The organism is Mycobacterium sp. ACS1612 (genome assembly GCF_001667505.1).
In the GTDB taxonomy this organism is placed as follows: domain Bacteria; phylum Actinomycetota; class Actinomycetes; order Mycobacteriales; family Mycobacteriaceae; genus Mycobacterium.
Genome location: NZ_LZHZ01000037.1, coordinates 206,897 through 224,139 on the forward strand (window position 1 = coordinate 206,897; position 17,243 = coordinate 224,139).

The window sequence follows — 17,243 nt, forward strand, 5'->3', positions numbered from 1 at the left end:
GCGAGCGCACAATCGTGCGCCGCGGGTTGGAGCCACACGCAGTGTTCCAGCGTCGTCGACCTCCTATGGTGGGCTTCGATGGGTTTGCACCTCCACCGCGCTGAGCGCACCGATCTTCTCGCCGACGGTCTGGGCCTGCTGCTGTCCACTCCCCTTGCCGACCCGTTCACCGAAGAGTTGATCATCGTCCCGGCCAAGGGCATCGAGCGCTGGTTGAGCCAGCGACTGTCCCACGTCCTCGGCCGCGGCGCGGGCCAGGACGGTGTCTGCGCGGGCATCGCGTTCCGCAATCCGCGCTCGCTGATCGCCGAAATCACCGGCACCGTCGACGACGACCCCTGGGCGCCCGATGCCATGGTCTGGCCGCTGCTCGACGTCATCGACGCCAGCTGCACCGAGGCCTGGTGCAAGCCGCTGGCCACCCACCTCGGCCACTTCGAAGCAGGTGAGGAGAAGGAGCTCCGCCAGGGCCGCCGCTACGCAGTCGCACGACGGCTCGCCGGCCTGTTCGCCTCCTACGGCCGGCAGCGCCCGCAGCTGCTGATCGACTGGGAGCAGCGCACAACCGGCGACATCGACCCCGACCTCGCATGGCAGCCGCCGCTGTGGCGCGCGCTTCTCGACAAAGTCGACGCCGACCCACCGCACGTGCGGCACGCCGAAACCCTTGCCCGATTGCAGCAATCGCCGCTGGATCTACCCGAACGGCTGTCGCTGTTCGGGCACACCCGGCTGCCGTCCACCGAGGTCGAGCTGCTCACCGCGCTGACTACCCATCACGACCTGCACCTGTGGTTGCCGCATCCCAGCGACGACCTCTGGCAGCGGCTCACCGACCAGCACGGCCCGATCCCCCGCCGTGACGACACCAGCCACCGCCAGGTCGACCATCCGCTGCTGGCCACCCTCGGCCGCGACCTTCGTGAACTGCAACGCAGCCTGCCCGCCGCCCCGCAGACCGACGAATATCTCGGCAGCGCAAGCCATCCCGACACCCTGCTCGGCTGGCTGCAGTCCGATATCGCGGCCAACACCGTCCGCGCCGACGGCCGCACCCTGCGCGCCGGCGACCGCTCCGTCCAGGTACACAGCTGCCACGGACCGGCCCGCCAGATCGACGTGCTGCGCGAGGTGCTGCTCGGCCTGCTCGCCGACGACCTCACCCTGGAACCCCGCGACATCCTGGTGATGTGCCCCGACATCGAGAGCTACGCGCCGTTGATCAACGCCGACTTCGGGCTTGGCGACGTCGTGCACGGTGCGCACCCGGCGCATCGTCTGCGGGTGCGCCTCGCCGACCGCTCGCTGATCCAGACCAACCCGCTGCTCGGCGTTGCCAGTCAACTGCTCACCCTGGCGGGCAGCCGAGTCACCGCCAGCGAGGTGCTCAACCTCGCCCAGACCGCGCCCGTGCGCGCCCGATTCGGTTTCACTGACGACGATCTCGAGAGCATCACCCGCTGGGTCAGGCAGGCCAACATCCGGTGGGGCTTCGACAAAGAGCACCGGAAGCCGTTCGGCGTCGACTTCGTCCACAACACGTGGCGATTCGGCATCGACCGCGTTCTCGCGGGTGTCGCACTGTCGGATGACTCGCATGCCTGGATCGCCACGACGCTGCCGCTCGACGACGTCAGCAGCAACCGCGTCGAGCTGGCCGGTCAGCTCGCCGAGTACGTCCACCGCCTCCAGCACACCGTCGACTCGCTGAACGGTGCACGGCCACTGCAGGATTGGCTGGCCGCGCTGGCCGACGGCATCACCTCACTGACCAAGGTCGACGACAACGACGCCTGGCAGACCAGCCAGATGCAACGCGAATTCGCCGACGTGCTCGAAACGGCGGGGCCGCGCAAGGACACGATCATGCGGCTGCCCGACATCCGGGCGCTGCTCGAACGACACCTGGCAGGCAGGCCGACGCGGGCCAACTTCCGGACCGGCACGCTGACCGTGTGCACCATGGTGCCGATGCGCTCGGTGCCGCACCGGGTGGTGTGCCTGGTCGGCCTCGACGATGGCGTCTTCCCCCGGCTGGGCATCGTCGACGGCGACGACGTGCTGGCCCGCGACCCGATGACGGGGGAACGCGACATCCGGTCCGAGGATCGCCAACTGCTGCTCGACGCGATCGGCGCGGCCACCGAGAACCTCGTCATCACCTACACCGGCTCCAACGAGTTCTCCGGCCAGGACCGGCCGCCCGCGGTACCGCTCGCCGAACTGCTCGACACCCTGGACCTCACCACCGGCGAGAGGATCCGCGACCGCATTGTCGTCAAACATCCGTTGCAGCCCTTCGACATTCGCAACGTCATCCCCGGCAAGCTGATACCCGGCGAACCGTTCACCTTCGACCCGACCGTGCAGCGGGCCGCGATCGCCAGCACCGGCCATCGCACCGAGCAACCGCCGTTCATCTCCGGCCCGCTGCCGCCCACACCGCTCGATGACGTCGTGCTCGAGGACCTGATCGGGTTCTACCGGGATCCGGTGAAGGGATTCTTCCGCGCACTCGACTACACGCTGCCCTGGGACGTGGACGGAGTCGAGGACGCGATGCCCGTCGACATCAACGCCCTCGAGGAGTGGACCGTCGGCGACCGCATGCTGCACGACATGCTGCGCGGCATGTCGCCGCAGGACGCGCGGCAGGCGGAATGGTGCCGCGGCACACTGCCTCCCGGCCAGCTCGGCTGGCGCAAGGCACAAGAGATCACCAAGCAGGCCGCGCAACTCGCCCAGCGCGCGCTGCGCTACCGGAACACCGAACCGCGGGCCTACGACGTCGACGTCGACCTCGGCGCCGGCAGGCGGTTGACCGGCACAGTGTCGCCGGTGTTCGGTGATCGGCTGGTGTCGGTGACGTACTCGAAATTGGACGGCAAGCACCTGCTGGCGTCGTGGATTCCGCTGCTGGCCTTGTATGCCCACGACTCCGCGCGGGATTGGCAGGCGATCTGCATCGGCAGGGCGAAGAAGCGTGACATGTTGCGCACCGAAGGTATCGGCCGCCCGGAAGTCGATGCGGCGGTCCTGCTGCGCGACCTCGTCGCGGTCTACGACTCCGGGCGTCGCGAGCCGATCCCGTTGCCCATCAAGACGTCCTACGCCTGGGCCGCGGCACGGCACTGCGGCGACAGCCCCGAAGGCGAGGCGCGATACCGGTGGAAATCTGGTGACCGATACCCCGGCGAGGACGCCGAACCGGCGCACGTGCGGGCATGGGGCGAGCGGGCCGATCTGTCGATTCTGATCGACAAAGGTTTCGGCGACTACGCCGAACGGGTGTGGCTGCCGATGCTGCGCGCGGGGAGGCCGGCCGAATGATCCCACCGTTCAGCTTGCAGGACCCACTGCCCGCAGCGAACTCGACCACGGTGCTGGAGGCCAGCGCAGGCACCGGAAAGACGTTCACGCTCGCGGGCCTGGTCACTCGGTATGTCGCCGAGGGCGCCGCGACGCTCGACCAGATGCTGCTCATCACGTTCGGCCGCGCCGCCAGCCAGGAGTTGCGGGACCGGGTTCGCGCCCAACTCGTCGAAGCGGCAGCCACGGAGGAACAACCGGACCGCCGCCGCAGGCTGCGCGACGCGTTGGCGGGTTTCGATGCCGCGACCATCGCCACCACACATCAATTCTGCCAACTCGTGCTGAAGTCACTCGGCGTGGCCGGCGACGGCGATACGGGTGTCACACTGGTGGAGAGCCTCGACGACCTGATCACCGAGATCGTCGACGATCTGTATCTGGCGCACTTCGGGCACGAGCGCGACGATCCTGTCCTCACCTACAAGGACGCCCTACGGCTGGCGCGCGAGGTGGTCAACCATCCGGCGACGCAACTGCGACCGCTCGACCCGGAACCGGACTCCCGGGCCCAGGTGTGCGTTTCATTCGCCAAAGACGTTGCTGCCGAATTGGAAATCCGCAAGCGGCGCCTCGGCATCCTTGGCTACGACGACCTGCTGACCCGTCTGGCCGACGCGCTGAAGGGCGACGACTCCCCCGCGCGCATCAGGATGCACCTGCGCTGGCCGATCGTCATGGTCGACGAGTTCCAGGACACCGACCCCGTGCAGTGGCAGGTGATCGATCGCGCGTTCAGCGGGCGTTCGACCGTCATCCTCATCGGCGATCCGAAGCAAGCCATCTACGCGTTCCGCGGCGGCGACATCGTCACCTATTTGACGGCGGCCGAGACCGCAGGCGAGAAAAAGACACTGGGCACCAACTGGCGCAGCGACGGCGCCCTCGTCGAGAGGCTGCAGAAGGTGCTGCTCGGCGCCGAACTCGGTGACCCGCGCATCGTGGTGCACGAGGTCGATGCCCATCACCGCGGCAGCCGACTCGCGGGCGCGCCGAGCTGTGATCCGTTCCGGCTGCGCGTGGTCAAGCGAGCGACGTTCGGTCGCAGGGGAATCGAGAATCTCGCGATCGACGACCTGCGGGCACACATCAGCAGGGACTTGGCCGCCGACATTCGTGTGCTGCTGGCCAGCGACGCGACCTTCGACGGCAGGAAGCTGGAAGCAGGCGACGTCGCGGTGATCGTGGAAAGCCACAAGGATGCCCGCGTCTGTCATCGGGGGCTGCTCGACGCCGGGGTGCCGTCGGTGTACACCGGCGACTCCGATGTGTTCGGGTCACAGGCCGCGGCGGATTGGCTGGCGTTGTTGGAGGCATTCGATCAGCCGCACCGCTCCGGTGTGGTGCGCGCCGTGGCGGCGACGATGTTCTTCGGTGAGACCGCCGAAACCCTTGTCGCAGGCGGTGATCAGCTGACCGACCGGATCGCCGAGACCCTGCGCGAGTGGGCCAGCCACGCGCGTGAGCGCGGCGTCGCCGCGATCTACGAGGCCGCGCAACTGAACGGCATGGGTGACCGCGTGCTGTCGTGGCAGGACGGCGAGCGCCACATGACCGACCTGGCGCACATGACGCAACTGCTTCAGGACGCCGCGCACCGCGAGCATTACAACCTACCCGCGCTTCGCGACTGGCTGAGGACACAACGCGAAGAGCGAAGCGCCGTCACCGAACGCAACCGCCGACTGGACAGTGATGCGGCGGCGGTGCAGATCATGACGGTGTGGGTGAGCAAGGGACTGCAGTTCCCGGTCGTGTATCTGCCGTTCAACTTCTACCGCAACGTCTCCGACCGCGAACTGGTGCTCTACCACGAGGGCGAGACCCGCTGCCTGCACGTCGGCGGTAAGGGCAGCGCCGACTACGACGAGGTCGCCGCGCAGGGCCGCAAAGAGGACGCCAGCGACGATAGCCGACTGACGTACGTCGCGATGACACGGGCGCAGTCACAGGTGGTGGCGTGGTGGTCGCCGGCGTGGGCCGAACCCAACGGCGGACTGTCGCGACTCTTACGCGGACGCGAGCCCGGCGAGCGTTCGGTTCCGGATCGCTGCGTGCCCGCCAAGATCTCGGACGACGACGCCATGGCGCGACTGCAGAAGTGGGCGGCCGCCGACGCGCTGGTGATCGAGGAATCGATGGTGGCCGACGCCGCACCGGTCGCCCGGCCCGTCGAGGAGGTCGCGTTCGAGGTCCGCCACTTCCACCGCGCCATCGACACCACCTGGCGGCGCACGTCGTATTCGGGGTTGATCCGGGCCGCGGAGACCAGCGGGGTGTCCAGTGAACCGGAAGTCGTCGAATTGGACGACGAGGTCGCCGAGATTCCGGTTGCGGCACGGTCTTCCGGGCCGGATGTGCCGTCGCCGATGGCGGATCTGCCGACAGGGGCGAAGTTCGGCACGCTGGTACACGCGGTGCTGGAGACCGCGGACCCGTTCGCCGGCGACCTGGCCGCGGAGTTGCAGGCGCATATCGAAAAACACGCGGTCTGGTGGCCGGTGGATGTCGAGGCGTCGGAGTTGGCGGCGGCGATGGTACCGATGCACGACACCCCGCTTGGCCCGTTGGCCGACGGCCTGACATTGCGTCAGATCGGCCTGCGCGACCGCTTGCGGGAGATGGACTTCGAATTCCCGTTGGCCGGTGGCTCTCTGCGGGACGCGGGGGAGTTGCTCCGCGAGCACCTATCGAAGGACGATCCGCTCGCGTCGTATGCCGACCGGCTCACCGGAGCGGCGCTGGGTGGGCAGACGCTGCGCGGTTATCTGAGCGGCTCGGTTGACGCGGTGCTGCGGGTCGGCGGCCGGTATGTGGTGGTCGACTACAAGACGAACTGGCTCGGCGACGCTGACCGCCCGCTGACGTCCGCAGACTACGACGGGCCCCGAATGACCGAGGCTATGCTGCATTCCGACTACCCGCTGCAGGCGCTGCTGTATTCGGTGGTGCTGCACAGGTTCCTGCGGTGGCGGCTGCCCGGTTATGACCCGCAGGCCCATCTCGGCGGGGTGATGTACCTGTTCGTGCGGGGCATGTGCGGCGCGTCGACGCCGGTGGTCGACGGGCATCCGACGGGTGTGTTCAGTTGGCAACCGCCCGCGTCATTGATCCTCGCGGTCTCGGAGCTGGTCGCATGACCGTCGAACTCGCGATCAACGACGTCTTCGAGCCTGCGGATGTGCATGTGGCGCAACGGCTGACCGCGCTCGCCAAGGAACCCGACGAGCGGGTGACCCTGGCGGTCGCCTACCTGGTGCGGGCATTGCGCGGCGGATCGGTGTGCGTCGACCTGAAATCCGACGAAATGGCCGACCTCGCCGAGGCCGTACGGGTGAGCCCGCTGCTGGCCGACCCGCCGATCCTCCGACTGAACGGCGACCTGTTGTACCTCGACCGGTACTGGCTCGAGGAGCAGCAGGTGTGCGACGACATCCTCGCGATGGTCACGCCACGGCCCGCGCAGCCGACACCCGACATCGACCGGCTGTTCCCTGCGGGCTTCGAAGAGCAGCAGGCGGCCGCGGAACTCGCGCTGTCGCAAGGGCTCACGGTATTGACCGGCGGCCCGGGCACCGGCAAGACGACGACGGTGGCGCGGTTGTTGGCGTTACTGGCCAGCGGTAAGCGGCTGCGCATTGCGCTGGCGGCGCCGACCGGTAAGGCGGCCGCCCGGCTGCAGGAGGCGGTGCAACTGGAGGTCGGCAAGCTTTCGTCGTCCGACCAGCAGGCGTTGAGCGGCCTGCACGCGACGACGCTGCACCGGCTGCTGGGCAGCAGGCCGGACACGTCGGCGCGGTTCCGGCATCACCGCGGAAATCGGTTGCCGCACGACGTGATCGTGGTGGATGAGACGTCGATGGTGTCGTTGACGATGATGGCCCGGCTGTTGGAGGCGGTGCGGCCGGACTCCCGGCTGTTGCTGGTCGGCGACCCCGATCAGCTGGCATCGGTGGAAGCCGGTGCGGTGCTGGCGGATCTGGTCGACGGGCTGGGTGAGGCGCAGATCGCGGCGCTGAAGACGTCGCACCGGTTCGGCGAGTCGATCGGCGCGCTGGCCTCAGCCATCCGGGACGGCGATGCGGACGCGGCCATCGAGGTGCTGCGGGCCGGCGGCGAGCACATCGAATGGGTCGAGACAGACGATCCCCGGGACAAATTACGCAAAGTGCTTGTGCCGCATGCTGTTGCGCTTCGCACCGCAGCCATCCTCGGCGACCAGAAGGCCGCGTTGGAGGTGCTCGACGAACATCGGTTGTTGTGCGCGCACCGGCGGGGGCCCTTCGGCGTCGCGTACTGGAATCGGCAGGTCGAGCGGTGGCTGACCGAGGAGACCGGCGAGCCGATCTGGTCGGCGTGGTACGCGGGTCGCCCGGTGTTGGTGACGGCCAACGACTATGGGCTTGGCTTGTACAACGGGGACACCGGCGTGACCGTGGTGCGGGACGAGTTGCTGCGGGCGGTCATCGGCGACGCGTCGTTCGCGACCAGTCGGCTCGCCGATGTGGAGACCATGCACGCCATGACCATCCACAAGTCGCAAGGGAGTCAGGCCGACGAGGTGACAGTGCTGCTGCCGCAGGAGGATTCGCGGCTGCTGACGCGCGAGCTGTTCTACACCGCGGTGACCAGGGCGAAACGGCGGGTGCGCGTGGTAGGTGCCGAGGCCGCGGTGCGGACGGCCATCGAGCGGCGGGCGGTGCGCGCGTCCGGGCTGGCGCAGCGGCTGCGCGCGGTTAGACGCAGCCGCTGACGCTGATGCGCCGTCCGAAGTTGGCGCACACGTTGACGTTGGGCGGTGGTGGCGGCGGCGGTGCGGTTTCGAAGTCCTCGGGTAACGGCGCGTACTCCGCGGGCGGCGGCGCCCACTGAGCAATGGCGTCGGCGACGCTGCCGCAGGCGTTGACCGATACGTGGCGGCCACCGACCGACCCGCAGACGTCGGCGTCCGCTGTTGCCGGATCTGCGACCGCCGACAGCCCGACCATCACAGCGCACATCCCGACCAGCGCGAGGCCGCGGGCACCGAATCCGTTCATGGCTTCGATTCTGGCAGGCATCCGAACAGTGCATCCCGGAATTGACCGGCATTTTGGCGAACTTTCGGCCACAATTCTAATGATCCGCGCTCAATCCGGCGCGCTGCGACGTCCAATCGGGTATGTCGTCTGTACAGTCGGTGCGTCTGGCGAATAACCCGCCGCCCAAGCCGGGGTGGCGGGTGTTACTGGGGTGAACAACGCGGAGTCGAGGACCTCCGCAGGCATCGTCGAACCCAGCGGCTTTCCGGAACAAGAACCCAACTACGCGTATCGCGCGCAGGCAAGGGAATTCGCGTGAGTCGATTTACCGAAACGATGTACCGCAATGCACAGCGCAGCTCCAAGGGCATGGTCACCGGGGAACCACACATCCCTGTTCGACATTCTTGGGCCGAGGTACATGACCAAGCCCGCTGCGTCGCAGGAGGATTGGCCGCCGCAGGCATCGGACCCGGTGACGCCGTAGCCGTCTTGGCAGGAGCCCCAGTCGAGATCGCTCCGACTGCCCAGGGCATTTGGATGCGCGGGGCAAGCGTCACCATGCTGCATCAGCCGACGCCACGCACCGATCTGGTCCGCTGGGCCAAGGAAACAGCCGATGTCATCAACATGATCACAGCCAAGGCTGTCGTCATCTCAGATCCGTTCATGGCCGCCGCGCCTGTGCTGTACGGGCTTGGTATGACGGTGCTGACCGCCGAGTCGCTGCTCGCGAGCGCGCCGATCACGCCGGTAGACACTGACGACGACGACGTTGCCCTGATGCAGTTGACCTCGGGCTCAACAGGATCCCCGAAGGCCGTTCAGATCACGCACGCCAACGTCGTCGCCAACGCGGAGGCGATGATGGCCGGTTGTGATTTCGATCCGGACCGTGACGTGATCGTCAGCTGGCTGCCCTGCTTCCACGACATGGGTATGACGGGTTATCTGACGGTGCCGATGTATGTCGGTGCCGAGCTCGTCAAGATCACGCCGATGGATTTCCTGCGCGATACGTTGTTGTGGGCCAGGCTGATTGACAAGTACAAGGGCACCATGACGGCCGCGCCGAACTTCGCCTACAACATGTTCGCGAACCGATTACGCAAGCAGGCCACCGTCGGAGACTTCGACCTGTCTTCGCTGCGGTGGGCACTTTCTGGAGCGGAACAAGTCGATCCAGTCGATGTGGAAGACCTGTGCATCGCCGGAGCGCCGTTCGGACTCAAGCCCGAAGCCATCATCCCCGCCTACGGAATGGCCGAGACGACGGTGGCCGTGTCGTTCTCCGAGTGCGGCGGCGGCATGGTCGTCGACGAGGTCGACGCCAACCTGTTGGCGGTGCTGCACCGCGCCATCCCGGTGACCGGCGGACACACCCGGCGCCTCGTCACGCTGGGCCGGCCACTGCAGGGCTTGGAGGTCAGGGTCGTCGACGAGTACGGCGCGGAATTACCCGCACGGGGCGTCGGCGTCATCGAAGTCCGCGGTGAACCGGTGACGAGGGGTTACACCACCATGGGCGGCTTCATCTCGGCGCAGAACGAGCGCGGCTGGTATGACACCGGCGACCTGGGCTACCTGACCGAAACCGGCAGCGTCGTCGTCTGCGGCCGGCTCAAGGACGTCATCATCATGGCCGGACGCAACATCTTCCCCACCGACATCGAACGCGCCGCGGGCCGCGTCAAGGGCGTGCGGCCGGGGTGCGCGGTCGCAGTACGGCTGGACGCGGGAATGTCACGGGAGACGTTCGCGGTCGCGGTCGAGTGCCAGGAGTTCGCGGACAAACAGCAGGTGCGCCGGGTGGAGCGGCAGGTCGCGCACGAGGTGTTCGCCGAAGTCGATGTGCGCCCGCGCAACGTCGTCGTGCTCGAGCCGGGGATGATCCCGAAGACCCCGTCGGGGAAGCTGCGGCGCGCGCACGCGCTGTCGCTGGTGACGTAGGACGCTCAGGAAGCCAGCGCGCTGCCCTTGCGCCACTGGTCCCACGGCACTGTCCAGTCCCCGTTGTCCCACAGCTTCAGCGGCGGCCCGCCGGTGTTGCGCACCTCGACCACGTCGCCGGGGACCGAGAAGTCGTAGAACCAGGCCGCGTTGTCGCCGTTGAGGTTCAGGCAGCCGTGGCTGGTGTCGGTGTTGCCCTGCGCCCACACCGTCGAATCCAACTGGTGCAGATAGATGCCGTCCGTGCTGATTCGGGTGGCGTATTTGATGGTTTCGCGATAACCGAGCCGCGAGTTGATCGGCAGCCCGAACGTCGAGGAGTCCATGATCACCGGGTTGGCCTTGTCCAGCACCGTGTAGACGCCCGGCGGCGTCCAGAAGCTCAACGTGGTGTTGCCGAACGTCTCGGTGCCACCCATGCCCATCGACGTTGGCATGGTGCGCACCAGCTTGCCGTTGTCGTAGACGCTCACCTGTTTGGTTTTGTCGTCGGCGATCGACACATGCGCGTCGCCGATCCGAAACGAAACATGTTCGTCTTCTTGGCCGTACAGTCCGTCACCCACCGGGGTGCCATACAGGTTGGCCGTCACGTCGACGGTAGTGCCTGGCGCGTAATACTTCTCGGGCCGCCAGTGCGCGGTCTGGTCGTCGATCCAGTTCCACGATCCGGTCACCGGCGGGTTCGTCGTGACCACGAGGTGGCGTTCGGCGTTGGCCTTGTTCTCGATGGGCTCGTCGAACTTCGCGACGACCACCATGCCGACACCGTACGTCGCGCCGTCCTGAATCAGCCCGCCTGCCGTCGTCTCGAGGTACACCTCGGTCTGGTTGCCGGGTGTCAGCGTGCTGAAGCTGGACGTCTCGCGGGTCGGCATCCCGTTCGGTCCGCGAGCCGCGATGGTCAGGGTGTAGGTGCGGCCGTAGCCGAGCTGGGTCGTCGGCTTCCACACGCTCCCGTCCGGGGTGAGCACGCCGGAAATCACCTTGCCCGAATCGCTGCGCATCTCGACGGTCGTGATCGTCCCCGACGTGGCGGTGACCAGAACCGGTCCCGACGGGCTGACGTGGTCGGCGCCCGACGCCGGCGCCACCCAGACCGCGGCGGGCTGCGGCGCCACGGGCTGCGTCGCGGCGTGCGCGACGGGAGTGCCCGTCACCGCGCAACGGTTGCCGCAGGCTGGAGTCGTGGACAACACCACACCGCCGAGCACAGCCAGGACCGCGAGCACAACCGCCAGGCAAGCTTCCTGGACACGGCGAGTAGACGTCAACAGTTCTCCGTTGGGGTCGGCGAGGGCCGGGACGGCTCAATATTAGACAGAGCGCGGTGGGATCAGTGCAACTCGGTTGAGGTGCACTGATTCGTAACGGTCTTGTTGTGCGGGCGAATTCAGCGCTTCACCCCGCCGTGTCCGCGGCCACCCAGTCATACGGCAGGAACTTCCCGTCGAAGGTGACGACGACGCGGTCCCCGGACGGGTGCGGCTTCTTCTCCACGCTCACGCTGAAGTTGATCGCGCTCATGATGCCGTCGCCGAACTGCTCGTGGACCAATTCCTTGATCGCGGGGCCGTAGACCTGCAGGGCTTCGTAGAAGCGGTAGATGGTCGGGTCAGTCGGCACCGCGGTGGGCAGCCCGCCGCGCATCGGCACGGCCGCGAGTATGGGCACCGTCGACTCATCGAGGCCGAGCAGGTCGACCAGTGTGCGGCCGTCGTCCGGCGGGATCGGATGTTGGCCGAGCAGGGCGGCGGTGGTCCAGACGACCGGCTTTCCGATGGCGTCCGCCAGCTGCTGCCAGGTCAGCCCTTTGGCGAGCCGGGTGGCGATGATCTGTTGGGTGATCTCGTCTCGAGTCATGCCGTCAATGATCGGCCCGGCTGCAGGCTTACGCCACGTCGGTACCCTGGCTTCATGCAGGTGAGCGCCATCCACATCGCGCCAGGCAGCCGGCTTCCGGTGCGGGTGGTCGACGAGGTGACGGCCGAAGCGGGTAGAGGTCTGGTCGGCGACCGCTATCACGGCACCCGGCACCGGCACGTCACCATTCAGTCGCAGGAGATGCTCGACAAGGCGGCGGCCGAACTGGGCCACGGGTTCGACGCCGGCGCGACCCGCCGCAACATCACGGTGGACGCGGGTGAGATCCCGACGAAGCCTGGCACGCGGCTGACGATCGGCGACGTCGAACTGGAGGTGGTGCGGGTGTCGGCACCATGCCGACTGCTCGACGACTTCATCGGACCCGGTGCCGCCGCGGCGCTGCGCCGCCGGGCCGGTTCGGCATGCCGGGTGCTGCGTTCGGGCACCATCCGGGTCGGCGACGCCGTATTGATCGACTGTCAGCCCGAGTAGGGCCGCCACTGCCCTTCCGGCTGTGCCAGCCGGTCGGCGATCACGCGGAGGGTCTCGAGGTTGTGCCCGTAGCCCAGATGGCTGCAGTGCACTTCGACGTTCTCGGTCTGTGCGGACGGCCTGCTCAGGCAGCACTGCCACGCGACGATGCCGTCGGACTTGCTGTAGATGCACGTTGTCGGAACGGGCAGAGGCTCCTCACGAGCGATCCGGGCCGCGTCTGAAACCACTTGCCGTGCTTGCGTTTTACGGTTGAGGATCCGCCACATCCGCCAGGCGTGGGTGGCCTGCTGGTTGCCGCGGACCGGCGAACCGAGCGTGATCACCATCCGGACGTCATCGGGCTGGGCCCTGGCGAGCTCGCGCGCGTAGATGCCGCCCGCGCTCCAGCCGACGATGCTGACCTTGCGGCCGTTGTTGCGCGCTCGGATGTCGTCCAGCCGGGCAGGCAACTGCTTGAGCATGCCCGGCCGGACACCCAGATTGGTGCCGAGCCGCCAGTCGTAAGAGCGGTACCCGAGCCTGCGCAGCACGTTGCGCAGGAACTGCGTCGACCCGGCGCCCGCGAGAAACCCGGGCAGCACCAAAACGGGATGCCCGTCGCCCGCGGGCCACGCCGATATCTGATGCACCGACCGCCGCGCGGCCAGGTACTCACCGACGGTGCGCCACTCTTTGGCGAGAAGTCGGTAGTCCGGTGGCAGCGCGGTGTCGGCATCGGGAAGATCGGTACCGTCGTAACGCATCGACTCCGACATTAGCTGTAAGTACCCGACTTCTCACCGACGGTGACACGATGATCACGTGGCCTACCGCGAACTCGCGGAGCGATATCGCTCGACCGTGACATCCCTTGGCTACGAGGGCCATACCGGGTGACTACATGATCAGCGACGCCCGCCGCCGTCGTTGAAGCCTGGCTCAGCCACTTCCGCTTCGCTGAGCCCGAACGGTCCCGGCGCTTCGACTTGTGGCGCGACGTCGTTCCCGCCTGTGGTGCTGCCGCCATCGGTGGCGCCGCCGCCATCCGCGGCACCGCCGCCGGCGCCCTCGGTGGACTCGCCCGCGACGTCAGGCGCGCCACTGCTGATCGGAGTCGGCGAAACCCACGCCAGCAGATCCTGAACACCGTCGTTGTAGACAACGCTGTTTGGCGTGTCACCCACGACATCGAAGTAGATCTTGCCGGGAATGCCCCCGCCGACGATCCGATAGTTCTGTCCGCTTTCAGCACGTGCGTTGAACAGCGCGGCGATCGGAATGCCGCCTTCGTTGGTCACGTTGGCTTCGTACAGCCGACCGTTGTGGGGCACGGCGTCCGAACTCGGATTCAACCCGTGCACGATGTAGGTGATCATCGGGTTGCCATAGACGTCCTCGAGCGCCTCGGGCTGACCGAACACCTTGATGTTGTTAGCCGCCCCGGCGGGCGCGGCCGTGACAGCACCAAAGCTGAATGCGATTGCGGTGGCGGCGACGACTCCCGCCAATTTCTTGACCTTCACCCTTACTCCCCTCATGCCATGACGCTTCGACCTGCGGGAACGTTACCCTCCCGGACGGGCAACAAAACGCAAAACGGATTGATCTTGTTCTCGCCGTGTCGCCGTAACGAACGAGAGCGTCGGCTCGATTACATCGTCAGTAACATCCTTCTCATCAGTCCCAACCGTTGCGGAGGGCACATGCGTCGCCGATGGAGAGCCGCGCTTGGCGCGGTCGCCGTTTCGATCGCTGCCGTGTTGGGCGGCGTGTCCCCCGCGATCGCGCAGGCGCAACCGGCGCCCGCGGCGAAGGACTTCTCGAAGCCGGCCATCGTGATCCTCGGCTACGGCCTGACGCCCGACGGGTCCATGCGCGCGATCCTGCGCCGCCGGGTGATGACGGGGTTGATCGTCGCGCAGTTCTTTCCGCAGTCGCCGGTCATCGTCACCGGCGGCAATCCGCAGAACGGCAAGACCGAGGCCGGGCAGATGCGCAACATGCTGATGCTGCTCGGTTTCCCCGCGAACCGAATCATCGCGGAGGACAGGGCGAATAGCACGGTGCAGAACGCTCAGTTCTCGGTGCCGCTGGCCAAGCAGGCGGGCACCACCGGGATCATCCTGGTGACGTCGACGACGCATCAGGGCCGCGCCGACGGCGACTTCGCCGACGCGGGCGGCAACATCCTGGCGACGGTGAGTTTTCCAGACGGCAGCCCGGGCACCAACGTCGCGCAATTCGCACGCGACGCGATAAGCCCGTTCGTCAACGTGGGCTAGCGTCGTGCGGTCCGAACGGCGAATAACCGTGCGCGACAGGCGGACCGGCCTTACGGTGGGTCGATGAGGCAGGCGTCGTCGGATCTGTCCGCTTTGGTCAGCCACTACCTAGACGAGACTGAAGCGCAATTAGCGCATGTGCTTGAAGCAGTAGAAGGTGGTTCGGCTGTCTTCTTCGACGAGGCAGATGCTCTGTTCGGTAAGCGCTCCTTCGTCCGACGCGCCCGTTGGTTAGGCGTAGTACTGACGAGCATCGCGATCTTGGCGACGGTGATCTTCTTGCTACGCCGGCGGGCCGACCGCACAGCCCCACACCGAGGCGTCGTGTCTGACGAGAGTTGATTCACCGCGGTAGTCGCCTGACCTGCCGCCCGCAAAAGTCAACGGCGTACTGTTCGACCGTGCGCGTCGACGTGATGACGGTCCCGCAACCGTTGGGCAAGATCGGAGACCTCGCTCGCCGGACGCAGGCCGCAGGTTTCGACGGGATGCTGTTCACGGAAACCGGTCGGACGGCGTACCTCAACGCCGCCGTCGCGGCGCAGGCCGCGCCCGGCCTGGAGTTCTCGACCGGCGTTGCGGTCGCATTCCCCCGCAGCCCGTTCGTCACGGCCGCGACGGCGTGGGAGTTGCAGGAAGCCACCGCCGGAAAGTTCCGCCTCGGCCTCGGCACCCAGGTGCGCACCCATGTGGTGCGGCGCTACGGCGTGGAGTTCGAGCGGCCGGGTCCGCGACTGAAGGATTACGTGCGCGCGGTCAAGGCCTGCTTTGCAGCCTTCCGCACTGGCAAGCTCGATCACCACGGCGAGTTCTATCAGCTGGACTTCATCACGCCGCAGTGGAGCGCAGGACCCATCGATGCACCCGATCCCAAAGTGGATGTGGCAGCGGTGAATCCGTGGATGCTGCGGATGGCCGGCGAGATCGCCGACGGTGTGCACGTGCATCCGCTCGGCGAACCCGGCTACCTGGCTCGGCATGTGATGCCGAATGTTGCTGAGGGAGCGGCGAAGTTGGGCCGGTCGACGGCCGACATCGCGGTGATCGTGCCGGTGATGACGATCGTCGGCGACACCGACGCGGAACGGCACCACGAGCGCGAACTGGTGCGCGCCAGCATGAGCTTCTACGGCAGCACCTCGAACTACGCGTTCATCTGGGACGAGGCCGGTTTCGAAGGGACGACGGCGCGAATCCGCGAAAAGCAGAAAGCCGGCGACTTCGAGGGGATGGCCGCGCAGATCACCGACGACCACATCGCCACGTTCGCCACCGAATCGACGTGGGACGGCCTGGCCGACGCGCTGACCAACAAATACGGCGAAATCGCCACCCGCATCGTGCTGTACAACGCACTCGGCGACGAGGGGCGGTTCGAGAAGTACGGAACCGTCGCACGCAGCCTCAGCAGACGGTAATGGCCTTATGGTCTGGCCTTGATTCAGCCTGACATCAGACCGTAACCTGGCTCACATGCCTGGAGCACAGCGCGCGCATCTGGAAGCCGACGGGGTGCGGATCGAATATCGCAATCCCGACACGCGTGCCGTTCCCACACTCGCCGTCGCCGACGTCAGCCTCAGCGTCGCACGCAACGATTTCGTCTGCATCGTCGGCCCGTCGGGCTGCGGAAAGACCACCTTCCTCAACGCCGTCGCCGGCTTCACCGCCATCGAAAGCGGAGCGCTGCGCCTCGACGGTCACGACATCCCCGGCCCCGGCCCCGACCGGGCCATGGTGTTCCAGCAGCCCAGCCTCCTGCCGTGGCGCAAAGTAATCGACAACATCACCTACGGCCTGGAATTGGGCAAGCAACTCAAGCGGCGCGAGGCCCGCGACCGCGCCAACGAACTGCTCGAACTGGTCGGCCTCGCCGGTTTCGGCGACCGCTATCCGGCCCAACTGTCCGGCGGCATGCAGCAGCGCGTCAACCTGGCCCGTGCGCTGGCCGTACAACCGCAACTGCTGCTGCTCGACGAACCGTTCGCCTCGATCGACGCCCAGACCCGCGAAGTCATGCAGGTCGAGTTGCTCCGCATCTGCGCCGCACAACGCGTCACCGCGCTGTTCGTCACCCACGACATCAGCGAGGCGGTGCTACTGGCCGACCGCGTGTGCGTGTTCGGCCCGCGCCCAGGCCGCATCATCCGTGAGGTCGAGGTGCCCTTCGAACGTCCGCGCGCGCAGAGCATCCGCCGATCACCGGAGTACCTCGCGCTGGTGGAGGAGATATCCGAATTGCTCTACAGCCCTGAAGCGATCGCAGGAGGCGTGCGCTGAT

Annotated in this window: 14 protein-coding genes; 9 read left to right on the forward strand and 5 right to left on the reverse strand. The window is 67.1% G+C overall.

The window, feature by feature from the left end; all coding sequences use genetic code 11:
* Window positions 1-78 precede the first annotated feature (78 nt).
* The 3 genes from recC to recD are packed head-to-tail and all read left to right on the forward strand — an operon-like array spanning window position 79 to window position 8,122.
* Window positions 79-3,330: an exodeoxyribonuclease V subunit gamma gene (gene recC, locus A5724_RS17590; RefSeq protein ID WP_067804471.1), complete on the forward strand. Its 3,252-nt coding sequence runs from the start codon at window positions 79-81 to the stop codon at window positions 3,328-3,330.
* A complete protein-coding gene (gene recB / locus A5724_RS17595; RefSeq protein ID WP_067804648.1) occupies window positions 3,327-6,509 on the forward strand; it encodes an exodeoxyribonuclease V subunit beta in 3,183 nt (1,060 codons plus the stop codon). Before recC ends, recB begins: the two co-directional genes overlap by 4 nt.
* Window positions 6,506-8,122, forward strand: coding sequence for an exodeoxyribonuclease V subunit alpha (recD, locus tag A5724_RS17600; RefSeq protein ID WP_067804472.1), 1,617 nt, complete (start codon window positions 6,506-6,508; stop codon window positions 8,120-8,122). Before recB ends, recD begins: the two co-directional genes overlap by 4 nt.
* Here the strand turns inward: recD and A5724_RS17605 are convergent.
* Window positions 8,106-8,429 (reverse strand): hypothetical protein, encoded by a 324-nt coding sequence (locus tag A5724_RS17605; protein ID WP_369830645.1) that lies wholly within the window; start codon window positions 8,427-8,429, stop codon window positions 8,106-8,108. The two genes, recD and A5724_RS17605, sit on opposite strands and share 17 nt — an antisense overlap.
* Window positions 8,430-8,705: 276 nt before the next feature.
* On the opposite strand from A5724_RS17605, the gene A5724_RS17610 reads away from it, so the two are divergent.
* A complete protein-coding gene (locus A5724_RS17610; protein WP_067804477.1) occupies window positions 8,706-10,340 on the forward strand; it encodes a fatty acyl-AMP ligase in 1,635 nt (544 codons plus the stop codon).
* Between the two features lie 5 nt (window positions 10,341-10,345).
* Here A5724_RS17610 and A5724_RS17615 read toward each other — a convergent pair whose 3' ends face one another.
* Window positions 10,346-11,617, reverse strand: a complete 1,272-nt coding sequence (locus tag A5724_RS17615) for an Ig-like domain-containing protein (protein ID WP_067804480.1) — start codon at window positions 11,615-11,617, stop codon at window positions 10,346-10,348.
* 124 nt (window positions 11,618-11,741) lie between these two features.
* Entirely contained in the window at window positions 11,742-12,215 is a 474-nt protein-coding gene (gene cynS / locus A5724_RS17620; protein ID WP_197518705.1) for a cyanase, read from the reverse strand.
* A gap of 42 nt (window positions 12,216-12,257) precedes the next feature.
* On the opposite strand from cynS, the gene A5724_RS17625 reads away from it, so the two are divergent.
* Window positions 12,258-12,698, forward strand: a complete 441-nt coding sequence (locus A5724_RS17625; protein WP_067804486.1) for an MOSC domain-containing protein — start codon at window positions 12,258-12,260, stop codon at window positions 12,696-12,698.
* Here A5724_RS17625 and A5724_RS17630 read toward each other — a convergent pair.
* Together A5724_RS17630 and A5724_RS17635 are read right to left on the reverse strand one after the other, a co-directional pair.
* A complete protein-coding gene (locus A5724_RS17630; RefSeq protein WP_067804651.1) occupies window positions 12,686-13,444 on the reverse strand; it encodes a triacylglycerol lipase in 759 nt (252 codons plus the stop codon). The genes A5724_RS17625 and A5724_RS17630 overlap by 13 nt on opposite strands.
* 141 nt (window positions 13,445-13,585) lie before the next feature.
* Window positions 13,586-14,203 carry a DUF1942 domain-containing protein gene (locus tag A5724_RS17635; protein WP_067804489.1) on the reverse strand — a complete coding sequence of 206 codons (618 nt, stop codon included), beginning with the start codon at window positions 14,201-14,203 and terminating at the stop codon, window positions 13,586-13,588.
* Between the two features lie 180 nt (window positions 14,204-14,383).
* Here A5724_RS17635 and A5724_RS17640 point away from each other — a divergent pair, with 180 nt between their 5' ends.
* From A5724_RS17640 to A5724_RS17655, 4 genes are all read left to right on the forward strand, one after another.
* Window positions 14,384-14,962: a YdcF family protein gene (locus A5724_RS17640; protein ID WP_067804491.1), complete on the forward strand. Its 579-nt coding sequence runs from the start codon at window positions 14,384-14,386 to the stop codon at window positions 14,960-14,962.
* 63 nt (window positions 14,963-15,025) lie between these two features.
* The gene (locus A5724_RS17645) at window positions 15,026-15,304 is read left to right on the forward strand and encodes an AAA family ATPase (RefSeq protein WP_067804495.1); all 279 of its coding nucleotides are present in this window, start codon (window positions 15,026-15,028) and stop codon (window positions 15,302-15,304) included.
* A gap of 59 nt (window positions 15,305-15,363) precedes the next feature.
* On the forward strand, window positions 15,364-16,380 hold the full coding sequence (locus A5724_RS17650) for a TIGR03617 family F420-dependent LLM class oxidoreductase (protein WP_067804499.1): 1,017 nt from the start codon (window positions 15,364-15,366) through the stop codon (window positions 16,378-16,380).
* 55 nt (window positions 16,381-16,435) lie between these two features.
* Window positions 16,436-17,242 (forward strand): ABC transporter ATP-binding protein, encoded by an 807-nt coding sequence (locus tag A5724_RS17655; protein ID WP_067804502.1) that lies wholly within the window; start codon window positions 16,436-16,438, stop codon window positions 17,240-17,242.
* Window position 17,243: the final 1 nt, after the last annotated feature.

Bases quoted from the DNA above. Each gene is read 5' to 3' on its own strand.
- A5724_RS17655 (WP_067804502.1), top strand. From the start codon at position 16,436: ATGCCTGGAGCACAGCGCGCGCATCTGGAAGCCGACGGGGTGCGGATC.
- recC (WP_067804471.1), top strand. From the start codon at position 79: ATGGGTTTGCACCTCCACCGCGCTGAGCGCACCGATCTTCTCGCCGAC.
- A5724_RS17605 (WP_369830645.1), bottom strand. From the start codon at position 8,429: ATGCCTGCCAGAATCGAAGCCATGAACGGATTCGGTGCCCGCGGCCTC.
- recD (WP_067804472.1), top strand. From the start codon at position 6,506: ATGACCGTCGAACTCGCGATCAACGACGTCTTCGAGCCTGCGGATGTG.
- A5724_RS17630 (WP_067804651.1), bottom strand. From the start codon at position 13,444: ATGCGTTACGACGGTACCGATCTTCCCGATGCCGACACCGCGCTGCCA.
- recB (WP_067804648.1), top strand. From the start codon at position 3,327: ATGATCCCACCGTTCAGCTTGCAGGACCCACTGCCCGCAGCGAACTCG.
- A5724_RS17640 (WP_067804491.1), top strand. From the start codon at position 14,384: ATGCGTCGCCGATGGAGAGCCGCGCTTGGCGCGGTCGCCGTTTCGATC.
- A5724_RS17645 (WP_067804495.1), top strand. From the start codon at position 15,026: ATGAGGCAGGCGTCGTCGGATCTGTCCGCTTTGGTCAGCCACTACCTA.
- A5724_RS17625 (WP_067804486.1), top strand. From the start codon at position 12,258: ATGCAGGTGAGCGCCATCCACATCGCGCCAGGCAGCCGGCTTCCGGTG.